We start from the raw sequence: 24,064 nt of genomic DNA on the forward strand, positions 1-24,064 counted from the left end.
GCACCCGGCGCGGCTCCCTAGACTTGCGCCTCATGCGAAGCGAGCCCGTCCTCCAGGTCCAGGGCCTGGTGAAGCGGTACGGAACCAGGCGCCCCAAGACCGCCGTCAACGGCCTCGACCTGGTCGCCGGGCCCGGGATCACCGCCGTGCTGGGCCCCAACGGCGCGGGCAAGACCTCCACCATCGAGGTCTGCGAGGGCTACCGCGCACCGGACGCCGGCACCGTCCGCGTCCTCGGCCTCGACCCCCAGCGCGACGCCGCGGCGCTGCGCCCCCGGATCGGGGTGATGCTCCAGTCCGGCGGCGTGTACTCCGGCGCCCGCGCCGACGAGATGCTGCACCACGTCGCCCGGCTGCACGCCCACCCCCTCGACGTACCCGCCCTGATCGACCGGCTCGGCCTCGACAGCTGCGGACGCACCACCTACCGGCGGCTCTCCGGCGGACAGCAGCAGCGGCTCGCGCTCGCCATGGCCGTCGTGGGCCGGCCCGAGCTGGTCTTCCTCGACGAGCCCACCGCCGGGCTCGACCCCCAGGCCCGCCGCGCCGCCTGGGGCCTCGTGCGCGACCTGCGCGCCGACGGGGTGAGCGTCGTCCTCACCACGCACCACATGGACGAGGCCGAGCAGCTCGCCGACGACGTCGCGATCATCGACGCCGGCCGGGTCATCGCCCAGGGCTCCCCCGAGCAGCTGTGCCGGGGCGGCGCCGAGAACACCCTGCGCTTCAGCGGACGCGTCGGACTGGACGTCGGCGCCCTGCTCAAGGCCCTGCCCCCGGACTCCCAGGTCGACGAGGTGAGCCCGGGCGCGTACCGCGTCGCGGGGACCGTCGACCCGCAGCTGCTGGCCACCGTCACCTCCTGGTGCGCGCAGCACGGGGTGATGCCGGACCGGATCTCGGTGGAGCGGCACACCCTGGAGGACGTCTTCCTGGAGCTGACCGGTAGGGAGCTGCGCTCATGACCGCCGAGGCGAACACCGCCGCCGACACGCCCGCCCGCGCGGGTGGGGGACCCGGCACCTTCGTGCCCCGCCCCGGGGCGGCCCCGCTGCCCCGGATGATCGCCGCGCAGGCCGTCCTGGAGACCAGGATGCTGCTGCGCAACGGCGAACAGCTGCTGCTGACGGTGATCATCCCGGCCCTGCTGCTCGCCCTGTTCAGCTCGGTCGACATCGTGGACACCGGAGAGGGGAAGGCCGTCGACTTCCTCGCACCGGGGGTCCTGGCCCTCGCCGTGATGTCGACGGCGTTCACCGGGCAGGCCATCGCCACCGGCTTCGAACGGCGGTACGGGGTGCTGAAGCGCCTCGCCGTCTCCCCGCTGCCGCGCTGGGGGCTGATGACCGCCAAGTCCCTGTCGGTCCTGGTGGTCGAGGTGCTCCAGGTGGCGCTGCTGACCGTGATCGCGCTCGCCCTCGGCTGGTCGCCGCACGGCAACCCGCTGACCGTCCTGCTGCTGCTCGCGCTCGGCACGGCCGCCTTCTCGGGTCTCGGGCTGCTGATGGCCGGGACGCTGAAGGCGGAGGCGACGCTCGCTGCCGCGAATCTGGTCTTCCTGTTGCTGCTGATGGGCGGCGGCGTGGTGGTGCCGCTGGACAGGTTCCCGGAGGCGGCACGCACCGTGCTGGAGTTCCTTCCGATCGCCGCGCTGTCCGAGGGACTGCGTGACGTGCTGCGGGACGGCGCCGGGATTCCCTGGCGTGACCTGGGCGTCCTCGCGGTGTGGGCGGTCGCGGGGCTGGGTGCGGCGGGGCGCTTCTTCCGCTGGGAGTGAGCGCAGTCCGACGCGGGGGCACGCGAAACGTCCCCCTCGTGAAGGCGTGCACAAGCACCCGCATACCATGTGCACGTGCCAAAAGTGACCCGAGACGACCTCGTTGAGGCCGCGCGCAACCCGCTCGCCTACATCGCCGATCGTTGGACCCCCACCACCCGCATCGTGCAGCGCGCCGCCATGGCGGCGCTCGTGATGATGGTCGTCATCGTCGTCACCGGCGGGGCCGTCCGGCTCACGGGCTCCGGCCTCGGGTGCCCGACCTGGCCCAAGTGCACCGACGACTCGCTGACCGCGACCCGTGAGATGGGCCTCCACGGGATCATCGAGTTCGGCAACCGGCTGCTGACGTACGTGCTGTGCGCGGCCGTCGGCTGGGCCATCATCGCCGCCCGCTCGCAGAAGCCGTGGCGACGCTCCCTGACCCGGCTCGGCTGGGCCCAGTTCTGGCTGGTCATGGGCAATGCGGTGCTGGGGGGCATCGTCGTCCTGGTGGGCCTCAACCCGTACACGGTCGCCGCCCACTTCCTGCTGTCCACCGCCCTGATCGCGGTGGCGACGGTGATGTGGCAGCGCTCCCGGGAGGGCGACGCACCGGCCAAGCCGCTGGTCGGCAAGGCCGTGCAGCAGCTGGTCTGGGTGATGGTCGTGGTGACGGGGCTGCTGATCGCGGTCGGCACGGTGGTCACCGGTGCGGGGCCGCACGCGGGTGACTCCAGCGACGTGCCCCGGATGGACGTCAACTGGGAGGCCGTCACCAAGGTGCACGCGGTCCTCGCCTGGGTCGTGGTCTCCCTGACCTTCGCGCTGTGGTTCGTGCTGAAGGCGGTGGACGCGCCCCGCGGCCCGCTGAACCGGACCCGGGACCTGTTCCTGATCCTCATGGCCCAGGGCGCCGTCGGGTACGTGCAGTACTTCACGGACCTGCCGGAGGTCCTGGTCGGGGCGCACATGCTGGGCTCGTGCCTGGTGTGGATCGCGACCCTACGGGTGCTGCTCGCGCTACGGGAACGACCGGAGCTGCCGGTGCAGGTGCCCGCCCAGAGCGGTTCCGCACTGTCGTCCGTCTGACCCCACCGGGGTCGTACGCCTCGCCGGGGCCACCAGAGCACCGCTCCCGTGGCCCCTTCGGCGTCAGAGCCGGTAGACGCGGCGGGCGTTGGCCGAGGCCAGCATCTTCGCCACCCGATGGGCGTCCGGGTACCCCCAGGAGCCGTCGCGCACCCACTCGCCCAACAGCTCCTCCAGGGCGGTGCGGAACAGTCGGGCCCCGATCACGTACAGCTCCGGCAGGGCGTAGCCGTCGGTGGAGAACAGCAGCTTGCCGAAGGGGGTGAGCTCCAGCATCTCCGCGAGCAGCGCCCGGGCCCGGGCTCCGGTGTGGCCGAGGGTGAGCCCCATGTCGGCGTAGACGTGCGGGAAGACGGCCGCGAGGTAGCCCGCGCCCCGGTGGTAGGGGTAGCCGTGCAACAGCACCAGGTCGCAGCCGCTCCCGGCGGTCGCCTTCACGAAGTCGGTGAGCAGCAGCGGGTCCGCGTGGTCGAGCCGTAGGTCGGGGTCGCCGAAGCCGGTGTGCAGCTGGAGCGGCAGCCCGGTGTCGACCGCGGTCCACAGCAGGTGGCGCAGGAGGACCGGGTGGGTGAGCCGGTCCCCCGGGCCGCGGGCGCCGAGCCACTGTCCGGCGGCGGTCAGCACCTCGGCTGCGGTCGGGGCCTCGGGGGCGAGGGCGAGACCGTGCCGGTAGGCCACCACGGACTTGAACCCGACGGCGGTCCGCGCCGCGGAGTCCACCGAGGTGTCCAGGGCGTCCACGAACGTCCGGGCGTCGTCGAAGGCGTCGGCCGCCCGCTCGGCGAGGACTTCGAGCCGGACGATCTCCCGTGCCCGCCCGCCCCCCGCCCGGGACAGTTCCTCGGGGGTGGTGAGGTCGCCGGACAGTCCGGTGTCGACCAGGAAGGTGCCGATGCCGGTGGCGCCCAGGAGCCTGCGGTTGGCCTCCGCCGCGCCGAGTTCGCGGCGGCGGGCCAGGTAGCGGGCCGGTGAGGTGTACGGATCGAGCCCGAGCAGCGGAGGGCACCAGCGGCGGACGGCGAAGCCGGCCTGGGTGTCGAAGAAGCTGGTGCCGGGCGCGGCCGGGGCGTCGGACTCGGTGAGGTACGAGGCGAACACGTCGGCGTCCGGATCGTCGAGGAGCACGCCGTGGCAGTGGTGGTCCACGAGCGGGGGCAGATCGAACATCAGTACCGCCAGCGGGTGTCGGCGGCGATGCGCTCCGGGTCGCTGTCCGCGAAGTCCTCGGCCTCGGCCCGCCGCACCGCGAGCACGGCCCCGTACAGCACCTCGCCCATGGCCTCGCGCAGTTCGTCGCTGGCGGTGAGGTGGTCGACCGCCTCGTCCAGTGAGCGCGGGAGCCGCGGTACGTCGGCGAGGCCGGCGGGGTCGCCCGTGACCGGGTCGGGGAGCTTGGCCCCTTCGGCGATGCCCGCGAGGCCGGCGGTGATGACGCTGCCGGCGAGGAGGTACGGGTTGGCGGTGGCGTCGAAGCACTTCAGCTCGGCGTGTCCGTCGCCGGGGACCAGGCGCAGCGCGGCCTCCCGGTTCTCCACCCCCCAGCAGCGGTAGGCACCCGCCCAGCGGGAGGGGGCGAGTCGTAGGTAACTCGCCGGGGACGGGGCGCCGACGGCCAGCAGCGCGGGCAGCCGGTCCAGGACTCCGGCGAGGAAGGCCGCCGCGTCGGGGGCGAGGCCGTACGGTGCGCTGGGGTCGCGGTGCAGGTCGGTGCCGTCGTGGTGCAGGCCGAGGTGGAGGTGGCAGCCGTTGCCGACCTCGCCGGCGGTGAAGGTCGGCGCGAAGGAGGTGCGCAGCCCGTGCCGGGCGCTGACCGCGCGGATGGTCTCGCGGACGAGGACGAGGTCGTCGGCCGCGGCGACCGGGCCGTCGGCGGGGGCGGTGGAGATCTCGAACTGGCCGGGTGAGTACTCGGGGTGGAACTGGAGCACCCGTACGCCCTGGTCGGTGAGGGCCCGCAGCAGGTCACGGCCGTAGTCGGCGAGTTCCACGATCCGGGTCATGCCGTAGGCGGGCCCGGTGGTGGGGCAGGTGCCGTCCGGGCGCCGCAGGATCCACTCGGTCTCGAACCCCATGGTCAGGGTGAACCCCAGCGCGGCGGCCCGGTCGGCGGCGGACTTGGCGAACAGACGTTGGCAGGAGGCGTAGGGACGGCCGTCCTGTTCGTAGCGGTCGGCGGGCGACCAGGCCCAGCCGGGTTGGGCGGCCAGCGGGACGATGCGGTCCGGGTCGGGGAAGAGCCGCAGGTCCCCGTCGGGTCCGCCGAGGTGCGGTGAGCTGACCATGCGGTCGGCGGAGGTGTAGACGTCGAAGCAGGGGGCCATGCCGACGCCGCGTTCGGCGACCTCGGTGAGCCGGGCCAGGGGGAAGGTCTTGGCGCGGCAGATCCCTGCGTTGTCGACGATGGTCAGGGCCACTGTCTCGACGCCCCGGGCGGCCAGTTCCGCGGCCCGGACCCGCCACTCCGACTGCGCCGCACGTCCGTCGCTGGCGTCCCTGGTACCCATGGCGCGCTCCTCGTTTCGACCGATGATCCCTGACACCTTCCCTGGGATAACGGTCGGGACGCGTGGGGGGCACGTTGGCCCGTGCGGGGGCGTTGGCGGGTTTGCGTAGTTCCCTCTGGGTGCGCTGTTCCCTGCGGGTGCGCTGTGGATTTCGCGCAGTTCCCCGCGCCCCCTATCGGGCGCGTCCTCAGCAGGCGCGCTGTCCCCTGCGGGTGCGCTGTGGGTTTGCGCAGTTCCCCGCGCCCCTATCGGGGCACTACCGGCGGGTGCGTTGTTCGCTGCGGGTGCGTCGTGGGATTGCGCAGTTCCCCGCGCCCCTATCGGGGGCGTCCTCGGCGGGTGCGTTGGCCGGTGCGGGTGCGCTGTGGAGTTGCGCAGTTCCTCGCGCCCCTGTCGGGGCGCTACCCAGCGTTTCCTGCGAGCGGGCCGGACGGCGGGAGTGAAGGCGCCCCGATAAGGGGCGCGGGGAACTGCGCGAACACCGGACGCACGACAACCGAACCGCACACGCCCAGTGGAACGCACCCAAGGGGCGCGGGGAACTGCGCGAACATCGGACGCACGGCAACGGGACCGCAGACGTCCGGCGGATCGGAGCCCCGAGGGGCGAACCGCACCGTCTCACGGGGCCGAAGAGCCGCCGACCTGGATACCGGCCATCCGGGACCACTCGTACGGCCCGGTACGGACCCGAGCCGCAAACTCACCGTCGAACGCCTCGTGCACCGTGATCCCGGCCCTGGCCACCACCGCAGCCGCGACCTCACAGGACGGGACCACCAGGTCCCCCCACGCTCCGTCAGCACCGACGAGAACGATCCGAGCACCCTTGCGCCCGAGGTGGGCGACCTGCCCCTCCGCTCCCCCGTGCGCCGCGGCAAAGGCACCGATCTCCTTGGCCAGCCGACGCTCACGGCGTTCCGCACGGGCCGCCGTCCACTTGCTGACGCCGCCGTCTTCGCCGGGAGCGCCCTGCGCGTTCACGTTCGCGTTGTCCGCGTTATCCATGGAGTGAGCCTACCGACGAGTAGGTCAATGGGGGAACGTGTCGTGGCCCACGCACGGGGCCGACCGGCTCAGCGCAGGAACGGGTCCACGGCGACGGCCACGAAGAGCAGCGAGACGTAGGTGATGGACCAGTGGAACAGCCGCATCTCCTTGAGCTTCGCCCCGGTGACCCCGCTCTTCGCCCGGGCGAGCAGCGCATGCGCCTCCCACAGCCACCAACCGCCGGTGGCGAGGGCGACCGCGGTGTAGAACCAGCCGGTGTACCCCAGCGGAGTCAGCAGCAGCGACACCGCGACCATCAGCCAGCTGTACGCCACGATCTGCCGGGCGACCACCTTGTTGGAGGCCAGCACGGGCAGCATCGGCACGCCCACCCGCGCGTAGTCCTCCTTGACCTTCATCGAGAGCGGCCAGTAGTGCGGGGGCGTCCAGAAGAAGATGACCAGGAAGAGGATGACCGCGGCCCAGGAGACCGAGTTGGTGACGGCCGACCAGCCGATCAGCACCGGCATGCAGCCCGCGATCCCGCCCCAGACGATGTTCTGGGTGGTGCGCCGCTTCAGGATCATCGTGTAGACGACCACGTAGAAGAGGAGCGCGCCGAGGGAGAGCCAGGCGGAGAGCCAGTTGACGAAGTAGCCGAACCACAGGGTGGAGATGACGGCGAGCGCGAGGCCGAAGACGAGCGTCTCGCGGGGCGAGACCATTCCGGTGACCAGCGGCCGGCGGGCGGTCCGCTCCATCAGGGCGTCGATGTCCCGGTCGATGTACATGTTCAGCGCGTTGGCGCCGCCCGCGGAGAGGTAGCCGCCGATCGTCGTCATCAGGACGAGCTTCAGGTCGGGCACGCCCTGCTGGGCCAGGAACATCACGGGGATCGTGGTGATCAACAGCAGTTCGATGATCCGCGGCTTGGTCAGCGCCACGAACGCCATGACCCGGGCTCGCAGCGGCCGGTGTCCCCGGCTCGTCCGCAGCATTCCCGCCGGACGGGATTCAACGGCCGTCACGCACACCCCTGACAGAGACATCAAAGCAAGCCTTGGACCTGTGAAGTCCGGGTAACGGCTCGCGCGTACCACGCCACTGTAGACGTTGCCCTTACCTCGCCCTTCGCGGGGGTCACTCGTGTTGAGGGGTGCTCGCGAGGAGGTGCGCGACCTCGTCGTTCACCCCCTGACGGCGGGCACGGGGCCGTTCGGGGGACGGCCGACGGACGGTCGGCGGAACAACCGGCTCCGGCCACGGGCGGACTTCACCGTTCCCCGCGCGCGGGGAACGGTGACGCAGGAGGTGCCCCGTCGACGGTGTTCCGGGGCGGGCGGGAGGAGTCGGGGCGGCGGCTGCCGTCCGATCGGACGGGTGGGGCGGCAGCGAATGGGGGGACGGAGGAGGTCAGCGCCCCGAGAGGCGAACGGCGCTGAGCCCCGGCAGTCTGGAAATGAGCCGAAAAGTGCACGTGACGACGGCGGTAGGCTCGGCAGCAAGCCGGTGGGCTCTCGGACACACCGGTTTCGGCGTCATGCCGAGCAGGCGGACGTCCCACCGCGCACGCGGGCCCGGGCGTCCGCCATCCCGAATGTCCCGAGCATGTGGAGAGGAGCCCTGACCCAGGGTGAGCACCAAGCCGACCACGACAGACCTTGAATGGACCGAACTGGACCAGCGTGCCGTGGACACCTCCCGTGTCCTTGCCGCTGACGCCGTGCAGAAGGTCGGCAACGGCCATCCGGGCACCGCGATGAGCCTTGCCCCGGCCGCCTACACCCTCTTCCAGAAGGTGATGCGACACGACCCCGCGGACCCCGATTGGACGGGCCGCGACCGTTTCGTGCTGTCCGCGGGACACTCGTCCCTGACGCTGTACATCCAGCTCTACCTCGCCGGCTTCGGCCTGGAGCTGGACGATCTGAAGGCGTTCCGCACCTGGGGCTCGAAGACCCCGGGCCACCCGGAGTACGGCCACACCGCCGGCGTCGAGACGACGACCGGGCCGCTCGGCCAGGGCGTCGCCAACGCCGTGGGCATGGCGATGGCCGCCCGTTACGAGCGCGGTCTGTTCGACCCGGAGGCCGCCACCGGCGCCTCCCCCTTCGACCACCACGTCTTCGTGATCGCCGGTGACGGCTGCCTCCAGGAGGGCATCTCCGCCGAGGCGTCCTCGCTGGCCGGTCACCAGAAGCTCGGCAACCTGGTCATGCTGTGGGACGACAACCACATCTCGATCGAGGGCGACACCGAGACCGCCGTGTCCGAGGACACCGCCAAGCGGTACGAGGCGTACGGGTGGCACGTGCAGCGCGTGGAGCCGAAGGCCAACGGCGACCTCGACCCGCAGGCGCTGTACACGGCGATCCAGGCCGCCAAGGCCGAGACGGGGCGCCCCTCGTTCATCGCGATGCGTTCGATCATCGCCTGGCCCGCGCCCAACGCCCAGAACACCGAGGCCGCCCACGGCTCGGCGCTCGGCGACGAAGAGGTCGCGGCGACCAAGCGCGTCCTCGGTTTCGACCCCGAGCAGAGCTTCGAGGTCACCGACGAGGTCCTGGCCCACACCCGGAGCGCGCTGGACCGCGGTCGCGAGGCCCGGGGCGAGTGGGAGAAGGGTCTCGCCGCCTGGCGCACCGCGAACGTCGAGCGGGCCGCCGAGTTCGACCGCATCTCGGCCGGTGAGCTGCCGGCCGGCTGGGAGGACAAGCTCCCGGTCTTCGAGACCGGCAAGGGCGTCGCGACCCGGGCCGCGTCCGGCAAGGTGCTCCAGGCGCTCGGCGCGGTGATCCCCGAGCTGTGGGGCGGTTCCGCCGACCTCGCCGGCTCGAACAACACGACGATCGACAAGAACTCGTCGTTCCTCCCCGCCGACAACCCGCTGCCGGAGGCCCAGCCGTACGGCCGGACCATCCACTTCGGCATCCGCGAGCACTCGATGGCCGCGGAGATGAACGGCATCGCGCTGCACGGCAACACCCGTGTCTACGGCGGCACGTTCCTCGTGTTCTCCGACTACATGCGCAACGCGGTGCGGCTGTCCGCGCTGATGCACCTGCCGGTGACGTACGTGTGGACGCACGACTCGATCGGCCTCGGCGAGGACGGCCCGACCCACCAGCCGGTCGAGCACGTCGCGTCGCTGCGGGCGATCCCCGGGCTGAACGTGGTCCGACCGGCCGACGCCAACGAGACGGCGATCGCCTGGCGGGAGATCCTGCGCCGCTACACCAAGGTGTTCGGCAAGGGCGCCCCGCACGGTCTCGCACTGACGCGGCAGGGCGTGCCCACGTACGACCCGAACGAGGACGCGGCCAAGGGCGGCTACGTGCTGTTCGAGGCGGAGGGCGGCGCCCCCGAGGTGCTGCTGATCGGCACGGGTTCCGAGGTGCACCTGGCGGTGGAGGCCCGGGAGCGGCTCCAGGCGTCCGGCGTGCCCACCCGGGTGGTGTCCATGCCGTCCGTCGAGTGGTTCGAGGAGCAGACCCAGGAGTACAAGGACGCGGTGCTGCCGCCGTCCGTGAAGGCGCGGGTCGCCGTCGAGGCGGGCATCGGGCTGACCTGGCACCGCTACGTCGGTGACGCGGGCCGCATCGTGTCGCTGGAGCACTTCGGCGCCTCGGCGGACGGCAAGGTCCTGTTCCGCGAGTTCGGCATCACCTCCGAGGCGGTCGAATCCGCCGCGCGGGAATCCCTGGCCGCCGTTCAGCGCTGACGCCCACAGACGACTAAAGATCAAGTAGGAGATGCAATTCCCATGACGGACGCACTCAAGCGCCTTTCCGACGAAGGCGTAGCGATCTGGTTGGACGACCTTTCGCGCAAGCGGATCACGTCCGGCAACCTCGCCGAACTGATCGACCAGCAGCACGTGGTGGGCGTCACGACCAACCCGTCGATCTTCCAGAAGGCGATCTCGGGCGGTGACGGCTACGAGTCCCAGCTCAGTGACCTCGCGGCCCGCAAGCTGACGGTCGACGAGGCCGTGCGCATGATCACCACGGCGGACGTCCGGGACGCGGCCGAGGTGCTGCGCCCCCTGTTCGACTCGACGGGCGGCCAGGACGGCCGGGTGTCGATCGAGGTGGACCCGCGACTCGCGCACGACACCCGGGCGACCATCGCCGAGGCCAAGCAGCTCGCCTGGCTGGTGGACCGGCCCAACACCCTGATCAAGATTCCGGCGACCAAGGCGGGCCTGCCCGCGATCACCGAGGTCATCGGCCTCGGCATCAGCGTCAACGTCACGCTGATCTTCTCGCTGGAGCGCTACCGCGCGGTGATGGACGCCTACCTGGCGGGCCTGGAGAAGGCGAAGGCCGCGGGCCTGGACCTGTCCAAGATCCGTTCGGTGGCCTCGTTCTTCGTGTCCCGGGTGGACGCCGAGATCGACAAGCGGCTGGACGCCCTCGGCACCCCGGAGGCCAAGGCGGCGCGCGGCAAGGCCGGCCTGGCCAACGCCCGGCTCGCCTACCAGGCGTACGAGGAGGTCTTCTCCTCCGACCGCTGGCTGGCCCTGGACAAGGCCGGCGCGCACCCGCAGCGTCCGCTGTGGGCGTCGACCGGGGTCAAGGACCCCGCGTACAAGGACACCCTGTACGTCGACGACCTGGTCGCGCCGGGCACCGTGAACACGATGCCGGAGGCGACCCTGGAGGCCGCCGCCGACCACGGCGTCATCACCGGTAACACCATCGCCGGCACCTACGAGCAGTCGCGCGCCGACCTCGACGCCGTCGAGAAGCTCGGGATCGCCTACGACGACGTGGTGAACCTGCTGGAGGACGAGGGCGTCGAGAAGTTCGAGGCGTCCTGGAACGACCTGCTCGCATCGACCGAGGCGGAGCTGAAGCGCCTCACCCCTTCGGAGGGCTGAGACCTTGACACCCGTCCACGGAGCCAATCCGCTTCGTGACGCCGCGGACCGACGGCTCCCGCGCATCGCGGGGCCGTCGGGCCTGGTGATCTTCGGCGTCACGGGCGACTTGTCCCGCAAGAAGCTGATGCCCGCCGTCTACGACCTCGCGAACCGGGGTCTGCTGCCGCCCGGCTTCTCGCTGATCGGGTTCGCCCGTCGCGAGTGGCAGAACGAGGACTTCGCCCAAGAGGTCCACGACGCCGTCAAGGAACACTCCCGCACCCCCTTCCGGGAGGAGGTCTGGCAGCAGCTGATCCAGGGCATGCGCTTCGTCCAGGGCGACTTCGACGACGACAACGCCTTCGAGCAGCTGAAGGCCACGATCACCGATCTGGACAAGGCCCAGGGCACCGGCGGCAACTTCGCCTTCTACCTCTCCGTTCCGCCGAAGTTCTTCCCCCTGGTCGTCAAGCAGCTCAAGAAGCACGGGCTGGCCGACCAGGAGGAGGGGTCCTGGCGGCGGGCGGTCATCGAGAAGCCCTTCGGTCACGACCTGACGTCGGCGAAGGAACTCAACGCGATCGTCCACGAGGTGTTCGCCCCGGACCAGGTCTTCCGGATCGACCACTACCTCGGCAAGGAGACCGTCCAGAACATCCTGGCGCTCCGGTTCGCCAACACCCTGTTCGAGCCGATCTGGAACCGGTCGTACGTCGACCACGTGCAGATCACCATGGCCGAGGACATCGGGATCGGCGGCCGGGCCGGGTACTACGACGGCATCGGCGCCGCCCGGGACGTGATCCAGAACCACCTGCTCCAGTTGCTCGCGCTCACCGCGATGGAGGAGCCCTCCTCCTTCGACGCGGACGCGCTGGCCGCCGAGAAGACCAAGGTCCTCGGGGCGGTCAAGCTCCCCGCGGACCTGGGCACCGACACCGTCCGCGCCCAGTACGTCGCCGGATGGCAGGGTGGCGAGAAGGTCATCGGTTACCTCCAGGAAGACGGCATCGACAGCAAGTCGAAGACCGACACCTACGCGGCGGTGAAGCTCCAGATCGACAACCGCCGCTGGGCGGGGGTCCCCTTCTACCTGCGCACCGGCAAACGCCTCGGCCGCCGGGTGACGGAGATCGCCGTGGTCTTCCAGCGCGCCCCGCACTCGCCCTTCGACCACACCGCGACCGAGGAGCTGGGGCAGAACGCCCTGGTCATCCGGGTCCAGCCGGACGAGGGCGTGACCGTGCGCTTCGGCTCCAAGGTGCCGGGCACCTCGATGGAGGTCCGGGACGTGTCCATGGACTTCGCCTACGGCGAGTCGTTCACGGAGTCGAGCCCGGAGGCGTACGAGCGGCTCATCCTGGACGTCCTGTTGGGCGACTCGAACCTCTTCCCCCGCACAGAAGAGGTCGAACTGTCCTGGCGCATCCTCGACCCGATCGAGCAGCACTGGGACGCGCACGGCAAGCCCGCCCAGTACAAGTCCGGGACCTGGGGCCCCGCCGAGGCGGACGAAATGCTCGCACGAGACGGACGGAGCTGGCGTCGGCCATGAACATCGACCTTACGGACACCACGGCCAGCCGGATCAACAAGGCGATGGTCGAAGGGCGCCGTGCCATCGGCTCCCCGGCCGTCGGCATGGTGCTCACCCTGGTCATCGTCACGGACGAGGAGAACGCCTACGACGCGTTGCGGGCGGCCAGCGAGGCCTCCCGCGAGCACCCCTCGCGCACCCTGGTGGTCATCCGCCGGGTGTCGCGGTCGCCGCGCATCCGCACCACCTCCCGGCTGGACGCCGAGGTCCGGGTGGGCGGTGAGGCGGGCACCGGGGAGACGGTCATCCTGCGGCTGTACGGCGAGGTCGTCGAGCACGCGCAGTCGGTGGTCCTGCCGCTGCTGCTGCCGGACGCCCCCGTCGTGGTGTGGTGGCCGATCAATTCTCCCGCCGACCCGGCGCGCGACCCGCTGGGCGCGCTCGCCCAGCGCCGGATCACCGACGCCTACTCCGCCGAGCAGCCGGTGGCGGAGCTGACGTCCCGCGCCGACACCTACGCCCCCGGGGACACGGACCTGTCCTGGACCCGGATCACCCCCTGGCGCTCGATGCTGGCCGCCGCGCTGGACCAGATCGCCTGCACGGTGACCGCGGCCGAGGTCGAGGGCGAGGAGTACAACCCCAGTGTGGAACTGCTGGCGATGTGGCTGGCGGAACGATTGGGCACGCCCGTGACCCGGACCGTGTCGAGCGGCCCCGGGCTGACGGCGGTACGGCTCCAGACGGACTGCGGGCCGATCGGTCTCGACCGACCGGACGGGTCGCTGGCCACGCTGTCGATCGCGGGTCAGCCGGACCGCGCGGTGGCGTTGAAGCGGCGGGAAACCGCGGAGCTGATCGCGGAGGAGCTGCGGCGCCTGGACCCGGACGACATCTATGCGTCCGTGCTGCGGTTCGGGGTGAAGGGGCTGGCCGAGTCGACGGCGAGCGTCCCCGCCCGCACGGAGGCGGCCGGCGAACCCGGCGGTTCCCCGGACGACTCCGCCGAGGGCGAGGGCGCCGGCGACGACAAGACGCCACCGGCGAAGAAGTCGGTTCCTGCGCGCAAGGCCCGCACGTGAGCACACCCCAGCTCGTGGTGCACCGCGACAAGGAGCTGATGGCGCAGGCCGCGGCGGCCCGGCTGATCACGAAGATCGTGGACGCCCAGGCCGCGCGCGGCTCGGCGTCGATCGTCCTGACCGGCGGGCGCAACGGCAACGGCGTGCTCGCCGCGCTGGCCGCCGCGCCCGCCCGGGACGCGATCGACTGGTCCCGCCTCGACCTGTGGTGGGGTGACGAGCGCTATCTGCCCGAGGGCGACCCCGAGCGGAACGTGACCCAGGCCCGTGCGGCGCTGCTGGATTCGGTGCCGCTCGACCCGAAGCGGGTGCACGCCATGCCCGCCTCGGACGGCCCCTACGCCACCGGGGGTCCGGCCGGGGACGGGGTGGACACGGCTGCTGCCGCGTACGCCGCGGAACTGGCCGCCGCGGCGGGTCCGGAGGACCACGGTCCGGTGCCCACCTTCGACGTCCTGATGCTGGGGGTCGGCCCGGACACGCACGTGGCCTCGCTCTTCCCCGAGCTGCCCGGCGTCCGGGAGACCGAGCGGACCGTCGTCGGCGTCCACGGGGCGCCGAAGCCGCCGCCCACCCGGATCTCCCTGACGCTGCCCGCGATCCGGGCCGCCCGTGAGGTGTGGCTGTTGGCGGCGGGCGAGGACAAGGCTCAGGCCGCGGCCATCGCCCTGTCGGGCGCGGGCGAGATCCAGGCGCCGGCGGCCGGCGCCCGGGGACGTGCGCGGACCCTGTGGCTGCTCGACTCGGCGGCGGCCTCCCAGCTGCCGCGCGCTCTGTACCCGCCCGCTTCGCCCTAGGGCGAAGCGGTGGTCACCACGGGCTCCGTGGTGACCGGGGAAGTACGGCCCGGTGCCGGGCGTCCAGGAGGACCGGACGCCCGGCACCGTCGCGTCAACGGCCGCGCAGCTCGCGGTACTTGGCGACCAGGGCCGTACTGGACGCGTCGAGGCCCGGGACCTCGGCGCCCTCGGTGAGCGCGGGCTCCACGCGCTTGGCGAGCACCTTGCCCAGTTCGACGCCCCACTGGTCGAACGAGTCGATGTTCCACACGGCCCCCTGGACGAACACCTTGTGCTCGTACAGGGCGATGAGCTGGCCGAGCACCGAGGGCGTCAGCTCCTTCGCCAGGATGGTGGTCGTGGGGCGGTCGCCCCGGAAGCTCTTGTGCGGGACGAGCTCCTCGGGGACCCCTTCGGCGCGGACCTCCTCGGGCGTCTTGCCGAAGGCGAGGGCCTGGGTCTGCGCGAAGAAGTTCGCCATCAGCAGGTCGTGCTGGGCGACGAGCCCCGGGTGGAGATCGGCGACCGGCTCGGCGAACCCGATGAAGTCGGCGGGCACCAGCTTGGTGCCCTGGTGGATCAACTGGTAATAGGCGTGCTGCCCGTTGGTGCCCGGCGTGCCCCAGACCACGGGGCCGGTCTGCCAGTGGACCGGTTCGCCCTCCCGGTCGACGGACTTGCCGTTGGACTCCATGTCCAGCTGCTGGAGGTACGCCGTGAACTTGGACAGGTAGTGCGAGTACGGCAGCACCGCGTGCGCCTGGGCGTCGTGGAAGTTGCCGTACCAGATGCCCAGCAGACCGAGCAACAGCGGGACGTTCTGCTCGGGCGGGGCGTTGCGGAAGTGCCGGTCGACGGTGTGGAAACCGTCAAGCATCTCCCGGAACCGGTCCGGCCCGATCGCGAGCATCAGGGAGAGCCCGATCGCCGAGTCGAACGAGTAGCGTCCGCCGACCCAGTCCCAGAACTCGAACATGTTCGCCGTGTCGATGCCGAAGTCGGCGACCTTCCCGGCATTGGTCGACAGGGCCACGAAGTGCTTGGCCACCGCCTCCTGACCCGCCCTCAGCTCGGTGAGGAGCCAACTGCGGGCCGAGGTGGCGTTGGTCAGGGTCTCGATGGTGGTGAAGGTCTTGGACGCCACGATGAACAGCGTCTCGGCGGCGTCCAGGTCCCGGACCGCCTCGTGCAGATCGGCCCCGTCGACGTTCGACACGAACCGCACCGTGAGGCCGCGGTCGGTGTAGGAGCGCAACGCCTCGTAGGCCATGGCGGGGCCGAGGTCGGAGCCGCCGATGCCGATGTTGACGATGTTCTTGATGCGCGCGCCGGTGTGACCGGTCCAATCACCCGAACGGACCCGGTCGGCGAACACGCCCATGCGGTCGAGGACTTCGTGCACCGCGGGGACGACGTTGCGACCGTCGGCCTCGATCACCGCGCCGCTCGGGGCGCGCAGCGCGGTGTGCAGGACCGCGCGGTCCTCCGTCGTGTTGATCTTGTCGCCGCGGAACATGGCGTCCCGCAGTGCGTACACCCCCCGGGCCTCGGCGAGCTCGCGAAGCAGTCGGAGTGTTTCGTCGGTGATGAGGTGCTTGGAGTAGTCGACGTACAGGTCACCGACCTGTAGCGCGTATCCGGTGGCGCGGTCCGGGTCCGCCGCGAACAGATCGCGCAGCCGCATCTCGCCCTGTTCTTCCCGGTGTTTGACCAGGGCGGTCCACTCGGGCGTCTGGTTGAGCCTGGTACGGCCTTCTGCATTCATCTCGGACGTCGTCCTTCTCTCTGCCGTCGCCTGGTCTGGGCGCCTTGCCGCAGCACCCTCCAACCTAATTGATCAGGACGGCGAACGGACGGCCGTCGGGTGCGGGCGCGGCCGGACACGTTCACCGTCACGAGTGGCTCCCCACGTTGACCGCCCCCTCGCCGTGCGCTCCCACGGGCCGGGGCGGTCTCCCCCGGCACACGCACAGCGGGCCGGACACCTGGCTCAAGGTGTCCGGCCCGCTGGTCAATCCGTCAGATCTCGCCGCGCAGTTTCGCCAGCGCCTCGGCGAGGATCGCCTCGCCGTCCGCGTCACTGCGCCGCTCCCGCACATAGGCGAGGTGGGTCTTGTACGGCTCGGTCCGTGGTGGAGCCGGGGGGTTGTCCCGGTCCTGACCTGCCGGAAAACCGCACCGCGGGCAGTCCCAACTGTCCGGGACCTGCGCGTCGCTGGCGAAGCTCGGCTGTGTCTCGTGCCCGTTCGAGCACCAGAAGGAGATGCGCAGCCGCGGCGCGGACTCGCCGCGCTCGGCCTCGCCCATCGGCCCCGCCCCGACCCGGCTTCCCCGGATCGCGTTGCCACTTGCCACGGTCGTAACTCCCTGCGTGATGGTGCCGCGAAGCGAGTCGGCGTAACGCTTCGCCGGGGGCGCCTCAGTCTACGTAAGGCCCAACGCGCGTCCAGTGAATGGAGTTACACCCCACCCCGAGACGCAAGCCCCATGATAGGCCGCGCCGGGGGGCGCGTACCCGTCATGGGGCTCAACGTGGTGTGCGTGTGCGACGGTGATGAGGCTCAGTTGTCGAGCTTCATCATGATCGCGAGGGCGACGATGCAAGCGAACCACAGCAGACCGACCACGACGGTGATGCGGTCGAGGTTGCGCTCGGCGACCGAGGACCCGCCCACGGACGACTGCATGCCGCCGCCGAACATGTCGGACAGACCGCCGCCCTTGCCCTTGTGCATCAGCACCAGCAGCGTCAGCAGCAGGCTGAAGGCGATCACGGCGATCGAGAACCCGAAAACCACAGTGAACTCCCTTTCCGGGGTCTTCCCTCGGATCTTGATGGACGGCGCGAGGACCGCGGCCGGTCGGGCGAGCCGACGGACGTCCGTGCGGGACACCTCCCGGTGCCCGCGCCCAGCGCCCGCTCGCCTTACCGGCCAGCGGCCCCCGCAAGGGTACGACGGATCGTCGCTAGCGCCTACTCACGCCTGTTCGAAGCGGACGATCTTGACGAACTCGTCGACGTCGAGCGCGGCTCCCCCGATGAGGGCGCCGTCCACGTCGGGCTGCGCCATGATCGCGGCGACGTTCCCGGACTTCACGGAACCGCCGTACTGGATGCGCACCTGCTCGGCCAGCTCCTTGGAGTAGAGCTCCGCGAGCCGGCCGCGGATCGCCCCGCAGACTTCCTGGGCGTCCTCGGGCGTGGCGACCTCACCGGTGCCGATGGCCCACACCGGCTCGTAGGCGATCACGATCGTCTCGGCCTGCTCCGCGGGCAGGTCCTTGAGCGCCCCGTCGAGCTGGGCGAGGGTGTGCTCGACCTGCTGGCCGGCCTTGCGGACGTCCAGGCCCTCGCCGACGCAGAGGATCGGGGTGAGGCCGTGCTTGAACGCGGCCTTGACCTTGGCGTTGCACAGCTCGTCGGTCTCGCCGTGGTACTGGCGGCGCTCCGAGTGGCCGACGGCGACGTAGGCGCACTTGAGCTTGGCGAGCATCGCGCCGGAGATCTCGCCGGTGTAGGCACCGGACTCGTGCGCGGAGATGTCCTGCGCACCGTACTTGATCTTCAGCTTGTCGCCGTCGACGAGGGTCTGCACGGACCGCAGGTCGGTGAACGGCGGCAGGACGGCGACCTCGACGGTCTCGTAGTCCTTGTCCGCGAGGGCGAAGGCGAGCTTCTGGACGTGGGCGATGGCCTCAAGGTGGTTGAGGTTCATCTTCCAGTTGCCGGCCATCAGGGGCGTACGGGTCTGCTTCGTCATGGAAGGTTCAGTTCTCCAGTGCGGCGAGGCCGGGGAGCGTCTTGCCCTCGAGGTATTCGAGGGAGGCGCCGCCACCGGTCGAGATGTGTCCGAATGCCTGCTCGTCGAAGCCCAGGATGCGTACGGCCGCGGCGGAGTCGCCACCGCCGACGACCGTGAAGGCCGAGGAGTCGAGCAGGGCCTGGGCGACCGCTTTGGTGCCCTCGGCGTAGTCGGGGTGCTCGAAGACACCCATGGGGCCGTTCCAGAAGATGGTGGCCGCGTCGGCGAGCTTCGCCGCGTACAGCTCACACGTCTTCGGGCCGATGTCCAGGCCCTGCTGACCCGACGGAATGGCGTCCGCGGCGACCGTGAGCGGGTGGGCGGGGGCCTTGGTCTTCAGGTCGGGGAACGAGGTGCCGGTCAGGACGTCCACCGGGAGCACGAACTCCACACCGCGCTCGGCGGCCCGCTTGAGGTAGTCCTGGACGGCCGGGACCTGGTCCTCCTGGAGCAGCGAGTTGCCGACCTCGTGGCCCTGGGCCTTGAGGAAGGTGTAGACCATGCCGCCGCCGATGATGATGCGGTCGGCCCGCTCCAGCAGGTGGTCGATCACTCCGAGCTTGTCGGAGACCTTGGCCCCGCCGAGGACGACGACGTAGGGGCGCTGCACGTCCTCGGTGAGCTTCTTCAGGACGCCGACCTCGGTGGCGATGAGGTAGCCGGCGTAGTGCGGGAGCCGGGCCGGGAGGTCGTACACCGAGGCGTGGCGCCGGTGCACCGCACCGAAGCCGTCGCCCACGTACACGTCGGCGAGGGCGGCGAGGCGGTCGGCGAACTCGCCGCGCTCGGCGTCGTCCTTGGAGGTCTCGCCGGGGTTGAAGCGCAGGTTCTCCAGGACGGCGACCTGGCCGGGCTGGAGGCCGTCGACGGCGCCGTGGGCGGCGGGCCCCACGGTGTCCTGGGCGAAGGCGACGGGGGCGCCCAGCAGCTCGCCGAGGCGTTCGGCGGCGGGCAGCAGCGAGAACGCCGGGTCCGGGGCGCCCTTGGGGCGTCCCAGGTGGGAGGCGACGACGACCTTGGCGCCCGCTTCGGCGAGGGCCCGCACGGTGGGCAGGACCGCGCGGATGCGGCCGTCGTCCGTGATGACGCCGTCGGCGAGCGGCACGTTGAGGTCGGCGCGGACGAAGACCCGCTTGTCGTCGACACCCTCGGCGAGGAGTTCGTCGATCGTCTTCATTCAGTGGCTCCTAGGAAGGCTCGCGGGGCGGTGGCGAGGAGCTGCGGGAGTCGCAGGGGGCTCCCGCAGAGCGGTGCGCACGTGACAGGGCCCGGACGGCGCCCCTTCGCGCCGCCCGAGCCCTGTCCTTCACATGAGGGTGCCTGCCGTAGCGGGTACGGGTCAGAGCTGCTCGCCGACGAAGACCGTCAGGTCCACCAGGCGGTTGGAGTAGCCCCACTCGTTGTCGTACCAGCCGAGGATCTTCACCGTGTTGCCCTCCTGGACCATGCTCAGGGAGGAGTCGAAGATGCAGGACGCCGGGTCGCCGACGATGTCGGAGGACACGATCGGGTCCTCGGTGTACGCCAGGATGCCCTTGAGGGAGCCGTCCTCGGACGCCTTCTTGAACGCGGCGTTGACCTCGTCCTTGGTGGTCTCGCGCTGGAGCGTGACGACCAGGTCGGTGGCGGAGCCGGTGGGGACCGGGACGCGCATGGCGATGCCGTCCAGCTTGCCCTTGAGCTGCGGCAGCACCAGGGCGGTGGCCTTGGCGGCGCCGGTCGTCGTCGGGATGATGTTCTCGGCGGCGGCCCGGGCGCGGCGCAGGTCCTTGTGCGGGAAGTCCAGGATGCGCTGGTCGTTCGTGTACGCGTGGACCGTCGTCATCAGGCCCTTGACGATGCCGAAGTTCTCGTCGAGGACCTTCGCCATCGGCGCCACACAGTTGGTGGTGCAGGAGGCGTTGGAGATGACGTGGTGCTGCGCCGGGTCGTACTGGTCCTGGTTGACGCCCATCACGACCGTGATGTCCTCGTCGCTGGCCGGAGCCGAGATGAGGACCTTCTTGGCGCCGCCGGCGATGTGCTTGGCGGCATCGGCCTTCTTGGTGAAGATGCCGGTCGACTCGATGACGATGTCGACGCCCAGCTCGCCCCAGGGGATGTCGGAGGGGTTGCGCTCGGACAGCACCTTGATGGTGTGGTCACCGACGGTGATCGTGTCGGCGGTGTGCGACACCTCGGCCTTCAGACGGCCCAGGATGGTGTCGTATTTCAGCAAGTGAGCAGTGGTCGCGGTGTCACCCAGGTCGTTGACAGCCACGATCTCGATGTCTGCACCCTGCTCCAGCAGCGCGCGGAAGTAGTTACGACCGATGCGGCCAAAGCCGTTGATGCCTACGCGGATCGTCACGAACCGATCTCCTCGTTGGAGCGCCGGGTTTCGACGCCCGGCGAGTTGTATGGGATGTCCCCGACCGCCTCCGACCCTACCTCCCCGGGCCGTCCGGGGTGACATCGAGCTGCCCTTAACACAACGCGGCACGGGCCCGCACCGTCGCGGTGCGGGCCCGTGGACCTCCCGGCGGTGCCCGGCGGGAGGTGTCCGGGGCCGGTGGGGGCGCCCCGGACACCGTCCGGCCGGTGCGGCTCAGCGCCGCAGGGCGGCCAGGGCGCGCCCCATCAGCCGGGCGCGTTCGGCGGCGTCCGGCACGTGCTCGAAGCCGAAGCCGAGGAGCACGCTGTCACGCGCTGTGACGGAGGCGTACGAACGGTAGAGCTCGCCGGTGCGGGCCCAGTCGCCGGTGACGGTGGGGCTGCCGACCGGGGACTGGCCCACGCCCCACGTGCCGAGGGAGGTCTCGAAACCCTCGGTGTCCTGCACCTGGCCGCCGACGAGGAGCTGGGCCTGGTCGGCGAAGACGCCCCGTTCGCCGCTGCCCGGGTCGGTGACGTAGGCGAGGGAGAGTTCGACCTTCTTGCCCGCGTAGGCGCTCAGGTCGAAGGCCACCTGCTTCCAGCCGGCGGAGGAGCCGGTGAAGCTGTTCCACTGACCGGTGCTGCCGCCGCCCGTGCAGGCGCCGGTGCCCCGGGCCAGGTAGTGGCGGAGGAACGGGTGGCCGTTGAGGAAGTACCCGGCCTCGCACTCGGTGGGCACGGCCTGGGAGCTGGCGCCGTTGCGGTCGGGGAGCGTGGTCCAGTCCTCGGCGCCGACGGTGTGCGCCTCCAGCAGGACGTGGTCGTAGCCGTCCTCGACGTTCCAGTTCAGCGCCAGTTGCAGGGCGGGCGCGTCGGCGGCGCTGACCTGGGTGAGGTCCACCGTGCGGGTCAGCCGCTTCCAGTCGCTGTCCGCGTGGACGGCGGAGGCCATGCCCTGCCCGGTGTGCGGCGCGTACGGGTTGGTGAGCCCGGGGTACCCGCCGCCGGAGCCGCTGCGGAACTGCGGGAAGCGGTCGGCGGGCAGCGCGTCGGAGGTGACGAGGTAGCGGCCCGCCGCGTCCAGGGGGTTGCCCGGGGCGTCGCCGAGCCCCGCGCCGGCCCCGGCGAGCCGGCCCTCTCCGGCGAAGGAGGTGACGCCCGGTGCGGCCAGCCGCTCGTACGCGCCGAGGTAGTACTGCGCGAAGTCGTTCGAGACGGCGCGGCCCAGTCGGACGTTGCCGCCCGCCCGCTCTCCGGCCTCGACCAGCTTGCCGCCCTCGTTGAGGTAGGCCCGCAGGGCGAGCTGAGTGGCCCCTGAGGGCACCTGGGCGCCCGTGTAGTGGACGACGACCGGGAAGTGGGCCAGGACCGCCAGGGCGTGCGGCGCACCCCGTGTGGCGACGTCCCAGACGGTCGCGTCCTTGCCGTTCGCCTTGAGCGCGGCCACGTAGGCAGCCGTCTGCTGGGCGGTGGCGCCCTCCTCGGCGAGCACCAGGACCGAGGACTTCGGGCGTTCGGCGACGGTGTACGCGAACGGTTCGCTGGAGACCCGCCCCGCCCTGGTGCGGCCGGTGAACCACACCTCGACCCGGTCACCGGGGCGGGCGTCCTCGACCTCGGCGCGGTACTCGTCGAAGTACAGGTTGTCCTCGCCGCCGAAGGTCTCGCCGCCCTTCCAGCGGCGCAGGTCCTCGTCGTGCACGCGTCCGCCGTTGATCCGGTACTTCAGCTCCTTGTCCCGGACCGACGTGCGGGCGGTGACGGCGACCTCCTGGTCGCCGCCGCGGGCGAAGGACGTGTCGAAGGTCGCGGGGGTGAAGTCCGGGGCCTCGATGCCGGTCACCGACACGGGACGGTCCGGGTGGGCCGCCGTCTCGGCGACGGCGAGCGCGAACGGCACGTTGGCCGTGAACTCCTCCTGGATCAGCTTCTCGTCGTCCGGGAAGGTGAACACGGAGGCGCAGTCCCGGGCGTTCCACGGGTCGTCGGGGTAACGCGCGGACACCGTCTGGCAGGTGGACATCTCGGGGGTGAACATCGCGATGCCGTTGACGTTGCCGCCGTGCCCGTCGGCCTCGCCGTTGGTGGTGTACAGCTCGGAGGACACCTGGGGGCGGTAGCCGGGGATCGCCGGCTTCTCGGGGGTGCCGGCGAGTGCCTTGTACAGCACGTCGTCGGGCGTGTCGGTGGCGACCTGCCAGCCGACGCCGTAGAGGATCAGCTCGGCGGCGGAGTGGTAGTTGATGCCGTACTCGAAGCCGATGCGCTTCTGGAAGCGGTCGAGGACCTGGGTCTCGGGTTCGGACATGGGGCCGGCGCCGCGGTAGGTCTCCGAGGAGGGCGCGGGCGACGAACCCTCGTCGTCGTAGCCCCACTTGTAGGCGAAGTTGCGGTTGAGGTCGACGCCGTCGCCCGCGGAGGTCTTGCCGTCACCGTTGACGTCCCGCAGGTTCTTGCGCCACTGGCGCTGGCCGTCGGCGGCGTGGGTGAAGTCGTACCCGTCGGGGTTGGCGGACAGGACGAACCACAGTTCGGTGGTGTCCACGATCTTCTTGATCCGGCGGTCGGTCTCGTAGCGGTCGAGGTAGTGGTGCAGCAGCCGCCGGGTCATCTCCGGGGTGATCCACTCCCGGGCGTGTTGGTTCGACAGGTAGAGCGTGGCGGGTTTGGCGCCGTCCTTGGTGGTGCGGGCGTCCTTGCTGACCTTGACCGCGAGGATGTCCTGTCCGTTCAGGGACTTCCCGATCGAGACGACCTTGGTCAGGTCCGGGTGCGCCTGTCCGGTGCGGACGATCTCCTCCTTCAGCCCGCCCGCTCCGCCGTAGGGGCGGAAGACCCCTTCGCCCGCGGCGGCGACCCGTTTCTCGGTCGCGGCGGACACCTTCCGCTCGGTGACGTCCACGCCTTGGCGCTCCAGCTTCCGGGCCTGGACGTCGGTGAGGTACAGCTCCACGCGTGCGGTTCCCCGGGCGGGTGCCCGCTCGGAGAGTTCGTGCGCGTCCTGCCCGGCCTTCAGGAGCAGGGGTATCTGCTCCTGGGTGACGTCGGCCTCGAACACCTTGACGGCGTCCGCGGCCTCGACGGCGGGCGCGGCGGCCCGCGGTCCGGCCTGGGCGAGGGGCGTGGCGGTGGTGCCGCCGAGGATCAGTGCGCCCATCGCGAGGATCGCTCTCGCTCTTCGTCTCATCAGTCCCCCTTGCGGTGGTCCTGCTCTGGTGTGGGCGCAAGGCTCATGGGACTTCATGATCATGTCAATAGGGCCCTTGGGTCGCCCCCTTGCCAGGAAACGCCCCAGGGGGACG

19 protein-coding genes are annotated in these 24,064 nt (G+C 71.0%); 8 read left to right on the top strand and 11 right to left on the bottom strand.

The window, feature by feature from the left end; all coding sequences use genetic code 11:
• The first annotated feature begins 32 nt into the window (after positions 1–32).
• From ACFV88_RS02945 to ACFV88_RS02955, 3 genes are all read left to right on the top strand, one after another.
• The gene (locus ACFV88_RS02945; RefSeq protein ID WP_385485330.1) at positions 33–965 is read left to right on the top strand and encodes an ABC transporter ATP-binding protein; all 933 of its coding nucleotides are present in this window, start codon (positions 33–35) and stop codon (positions 963–965) included.
• Positions 962–1,777, top strand: a complete 816-nt coding sequence (locus ACFV88_RS02950) for an ABC transporter permease (RefSeq protein ID WP_385485332.1) — start codon at positions 962–964, stop codon at positions 1,775–1,777. The genes ACFV88_RS02945 and ACFV88_RS02950 overlap by 4 nt, the downstream gene beginning before the upstream one ends.
• 75 nt (positions 1,778–1,852) lie before the next feature.
• Positions 1,853–2,848, top strand: a complete 996-nt coding sequence (locus ACFV88_RS02955) for a heme A synthase (RefSeq protein WP_385485334.1) — start codon at positions 1,853–1,855, stop codon at positions 2,846–2,848.
• A 63-nt stretch (positions 2,849–2,911) separates the two neighbouring features.
• Here ACFV88_RS02955 and ACFV88_RS02960 read toward each other — a convergent pair whose 3' ends face one another.
• The 4 genes from ACFV88_RS02960 to ACFV88_RS02975 form a co-directional block, all read right to left on the bottom strand.
• Positions 2,912–4,015, bottom strand: coding sequence for an amidohydrolase family protein (locus ACFV88_RS02960; RefSeq protein ID WP_385485336.1), 1,104 nt, complete (start codon positions 4,013–4,015; stop codon positions 2,912–2,914).
• The gene (locus ACFV88_RS02965; RefSeq protein ID WP_385485338.1) at positions 4,015–5,352 is read right to left on the bottom strand and encodes a glutamine synthetase; all 1,338 of its coding nucleotides are present in this window, start codon (positions 5,350–5,352) and stop codon (positions 4,015–4,017) included. The genes ACFV88_RS02960 and ACFV88_RS02965 overlap by 1 nt, the downstream gene beginning before the upstream one ends.
• 621 nt (positions 5,353–5,973) lie before the next feature.
• The gene (locus ACFV88_RS02970; RefSeq protein WP_385485340.1) at positions 5,974–6,360 is read right to left on the bottom strand and encodes a hypothetical protein; all 387 of its coding nucleotides are present in this window, start codon (positions 6,358–6,360) and stop codon (positions 5,974–5,976) included.
• A 68-nt stretch (positions 6,361–6,428) separates the two neighbouring features.
• The gene (locus tag ACFV88_RS02975) at positions 6,429–7,370 is read right to left on the bottom strand and encodes a heme o synthase (protein WP_385485342.1); all 942 of its coding nucleotides are present in this window, start codon (positions 7,368–7,370) and stop codon (positions 6,429–6,431) included.
• 605 nt (positions 7,371–7,975) lie between these two features.
• On the opposite strand from ACFV88_RS02975, the gene tkt reads away from it, so the two are divergent.
• Genes tkt through pgl form a run of 5 tightly spaced genes read left to right on the top strand, consistent with a single transcriptional unit; the run spans position 7,976 to position 14,622 of the window.
• Positions 7,976–10,063, top strand: a complete 2,088-nt coding sequence (tkt, locus tag ACFV88_RS02980; RefSeq protein WP_385485344.1) for a transketolase — start codon at positions 7,976–7,978, stop codon at positions 10,061–10,063.
• Between the two features lie 42 nt (positions 10,064–10,105).
• The gene (gene tal, locus ACFV88_RS02985) at positions 10,106–11,224 is read left to right on the top strand and encodes a transaldolase (RefSeq protein WP_385485346.1); all 1,119 of its coding nucleotides are present in this window, start codon (positions 10,106–10,108) and stop codon (positions 11,222–11,224) included.
• 4 nt (positions 11,225–11,228) lie between these two features.
• A complete protein-coding gene (gene zwf / locus ACFV88_RS02990) occupies positions 11,229–12,761 on the top strand; it encodes a glucose-6-phosphate dehydrogenase (RefSeq protein ID WP_385485348.1) in 1,533 nt (510 codons plus the stop codon).
• A complete protein-coding gene (gene opcA / locus ACFV88_RS02995; RefSeq protein WP_385485350.1) occupies positions 12,758–13,825 on the top strand; it encodes a glucose-6-phosphate dehydrogenase assembly protein OpcA in 1,068 nt (355 codons plus the stop codon). Before zwf ends, opcA begins: the two co-directional genes overlap by 4 nt.
• Positions 13,822–14,622, top strand: a complete 801-nt coding sequence (pgl, locus tag ACFV88_RS03000; protein ID WP_385485352.1) for a 6-phosphogluconolactonase — start codon at positions 13,822–13,824, stop codon at positions 14,620–14,622. The genes opcA and pgl overlap by 4 nt, the downstream gene beginning before the upstream one ends.
• Before the next feature lie 94 nt (positions 14,623–14,716).
• Here pgl and pgi read toward each other — a convergent pair whose 3' ends face one another.
• The 7 genes from pgi to ACFV88_RS03035 form a co-directional block, all read right to left on the bottom strand.
• Positions 14,717–16,369, bottom strand: coding sequence for a glucose-6-phosphate isomerase (gene pgi, locus ACFV88_RS03005; RefSeq protein WP_385485354.1), 1,653 nt, complete (start codon positions 16,367–16,369; stop codon positions 14,717–14,719).
• A gap of 254 nt (positions 16,370–16,623) precedes the next feature.
• Positions 16,624–16,959, bottom strand: a complete 336-nt coding sequence (locus tag ACFV88_RS03010) for an RNA polymerase-binding protein RbpA (protein ID WP_173263245.1) — start codon at positions 16,957–16,959, stop codon at positions 16,624–16,626.
• Positions 16,960–17,165: 206 nt separating this feature from the next.
• Positions 17,166–17,402: a preprotein translocase subunit SecG gene (secG, locus tag ACFV88_RS03015; protein ID WP_385485996.1), complete on the bottom strand. Its 237-nt coding sequence runs from the start codon at positions 17,400–17,402 to the stop codon at positions 17,166–17,168.
• 180 nt (positions 17,403–17,582) lie between these two features.
• Positions 17,583–18,365, bottom strand: coding sequence for a triose-phosphate isomerase (gene tpiA / locus ACFV88_RS03020; protein WP_385485356.1), 783 nt, complete (start codon positions 18,363–18,365; stop codon positions 17,583–17,585).
• A 7-nt stretch (positions 18,366–18,372) separates the two neighbouring features.
• Positions 18,373–19,584, bottom strand: a complete 1,212-nt coding sequence (locus tag ACFV88_RS03025; RefSeq protein WP_385485358.1) for a phosphoglycerate kinase — start codon at positions 19,582–19,584, stop codon at positions 18,373–18,375.
• Between the two features lie 162 nt (positions 19,585–19,746).
• Positions 19,747–20,757 carry a type I glyceraldehyde-3-phosphate dehydrogenase gene (gene gap, locus ACFV88_RS03030; RefSeq protein WP_385485360.1) on the bottom strand — a complete coding sequence of 337 codons (1,011 nt, stop codon included), beginning with the start codon at positions 20,755–20,757 and terminating at the stop codon, positions 19,747–19,749.
• 237 nt (positions 20,758–20,994) lie between these two features.
• On the bottom strand, positions 20,995–23,949 hold the full coding sequence (locus ACFV88_RS03035) for a M14 family zinc carboxypeptidase (protein ID WP_385485362.1): 2,955 nt from the start codon (positions 23,947–23,949) through the stop codon (positions 20,995–20,997).
• Positions 23,950–24,064 lie beyond the last annotated feature (115 nt).

Origin of the sequence: Streptomyces sp. NPDC059816 (genome assembly GCF_042732055.1) — a bacterium.
GTDB lineage: Bacteria > Actinomycetota > Actinomycetes > Streptomycetales > Streptomycetaceae > Streptomyces.

What these genes read in the sequence shown, in the direction of transcription:
- ACFV88_RS02950 (WP_385485332.1), top strand. Translation starts at nt 962, where the DNA reads ATGACCGCCGAGGCGAACACCGCCGCCGACACGCCCGCCCGCGCGGGT.
- tpiA (WP_385485356.1), bottom strand. Translation starts at nt 18,365, where the DNA reads ATGACGAAGCAGACCCGTACGCCCCTGATGGCCGGCAACTGGAAGATG.
- ACFV88_RS02970 (WP_385485340.1), bottom strand. Translation starts at nt 6,360, where the DNA reads ATGGATAACGCGGACAACGCGAACGTGAACGCGCAGGGCGCTCCCGGC.
- ACFV88_RS03035 (WP_385485362.1), bottom strand. Translation starts at nt 23,949, where the DNA reads ATGAGACGAAGAGCGAGAGCGATCCTCGCGATGGGCGCACTGATCCTC.
- ACFV88_RS02965 (WP_385485338.1), bottom strand. Translation starts at nt 5,352, where the DNA reads ATGGGTACCAGGGACGCCAGCGACGGACGTGCGGCGCAGTCGGAGTGG.
- ACFV88_RS02960 (WP_385485336.1), bottom strand. Translation starts at nt 4,015, where the DNA reads ATGTTCGATCTGCCCCCGCTCGTGGACCACCACTGCCACGGCGTGCTC.
- opcA (WP_385485350.1), top strand. Translation starts at nt 12,758, where the DNA reads ATGAACATCGACCTTACGGACACCACGGCCAGCCGGATCAACAAGGCG.
- ACFV88_RS03025 (WP_385485358.1), bottom strand. Translation starts at nt 19,584, where the DNA reads ATGAAGACGATCGACGAACTCCTCGCCGAGGGTGTCGACGACAAGCGG.
- pgi (WP_385485354.1), bottom strand. Translation starts at nt 16,369, where the DNA reads ATGAATGCAGAAGGCCGTACCAGGCTCAACCAGACGCCCGAGTGGACC.
- tal (WP_385485346.1), top strand. Translation starts at nt 10,106, where the DNA reads ATGACGGACGCACTCAAGCGCCTTTCCGACGAAGGCGTAGCGATCTGG.
- ACFV88_RS02945 (WP_385485330.1), top strand. Translation starts at nt 33, where the DNA reads ATGCGAAGCGAGCCCGTCCTCCAGGTCCAGGGCCTGGTGAAGCGGTAC.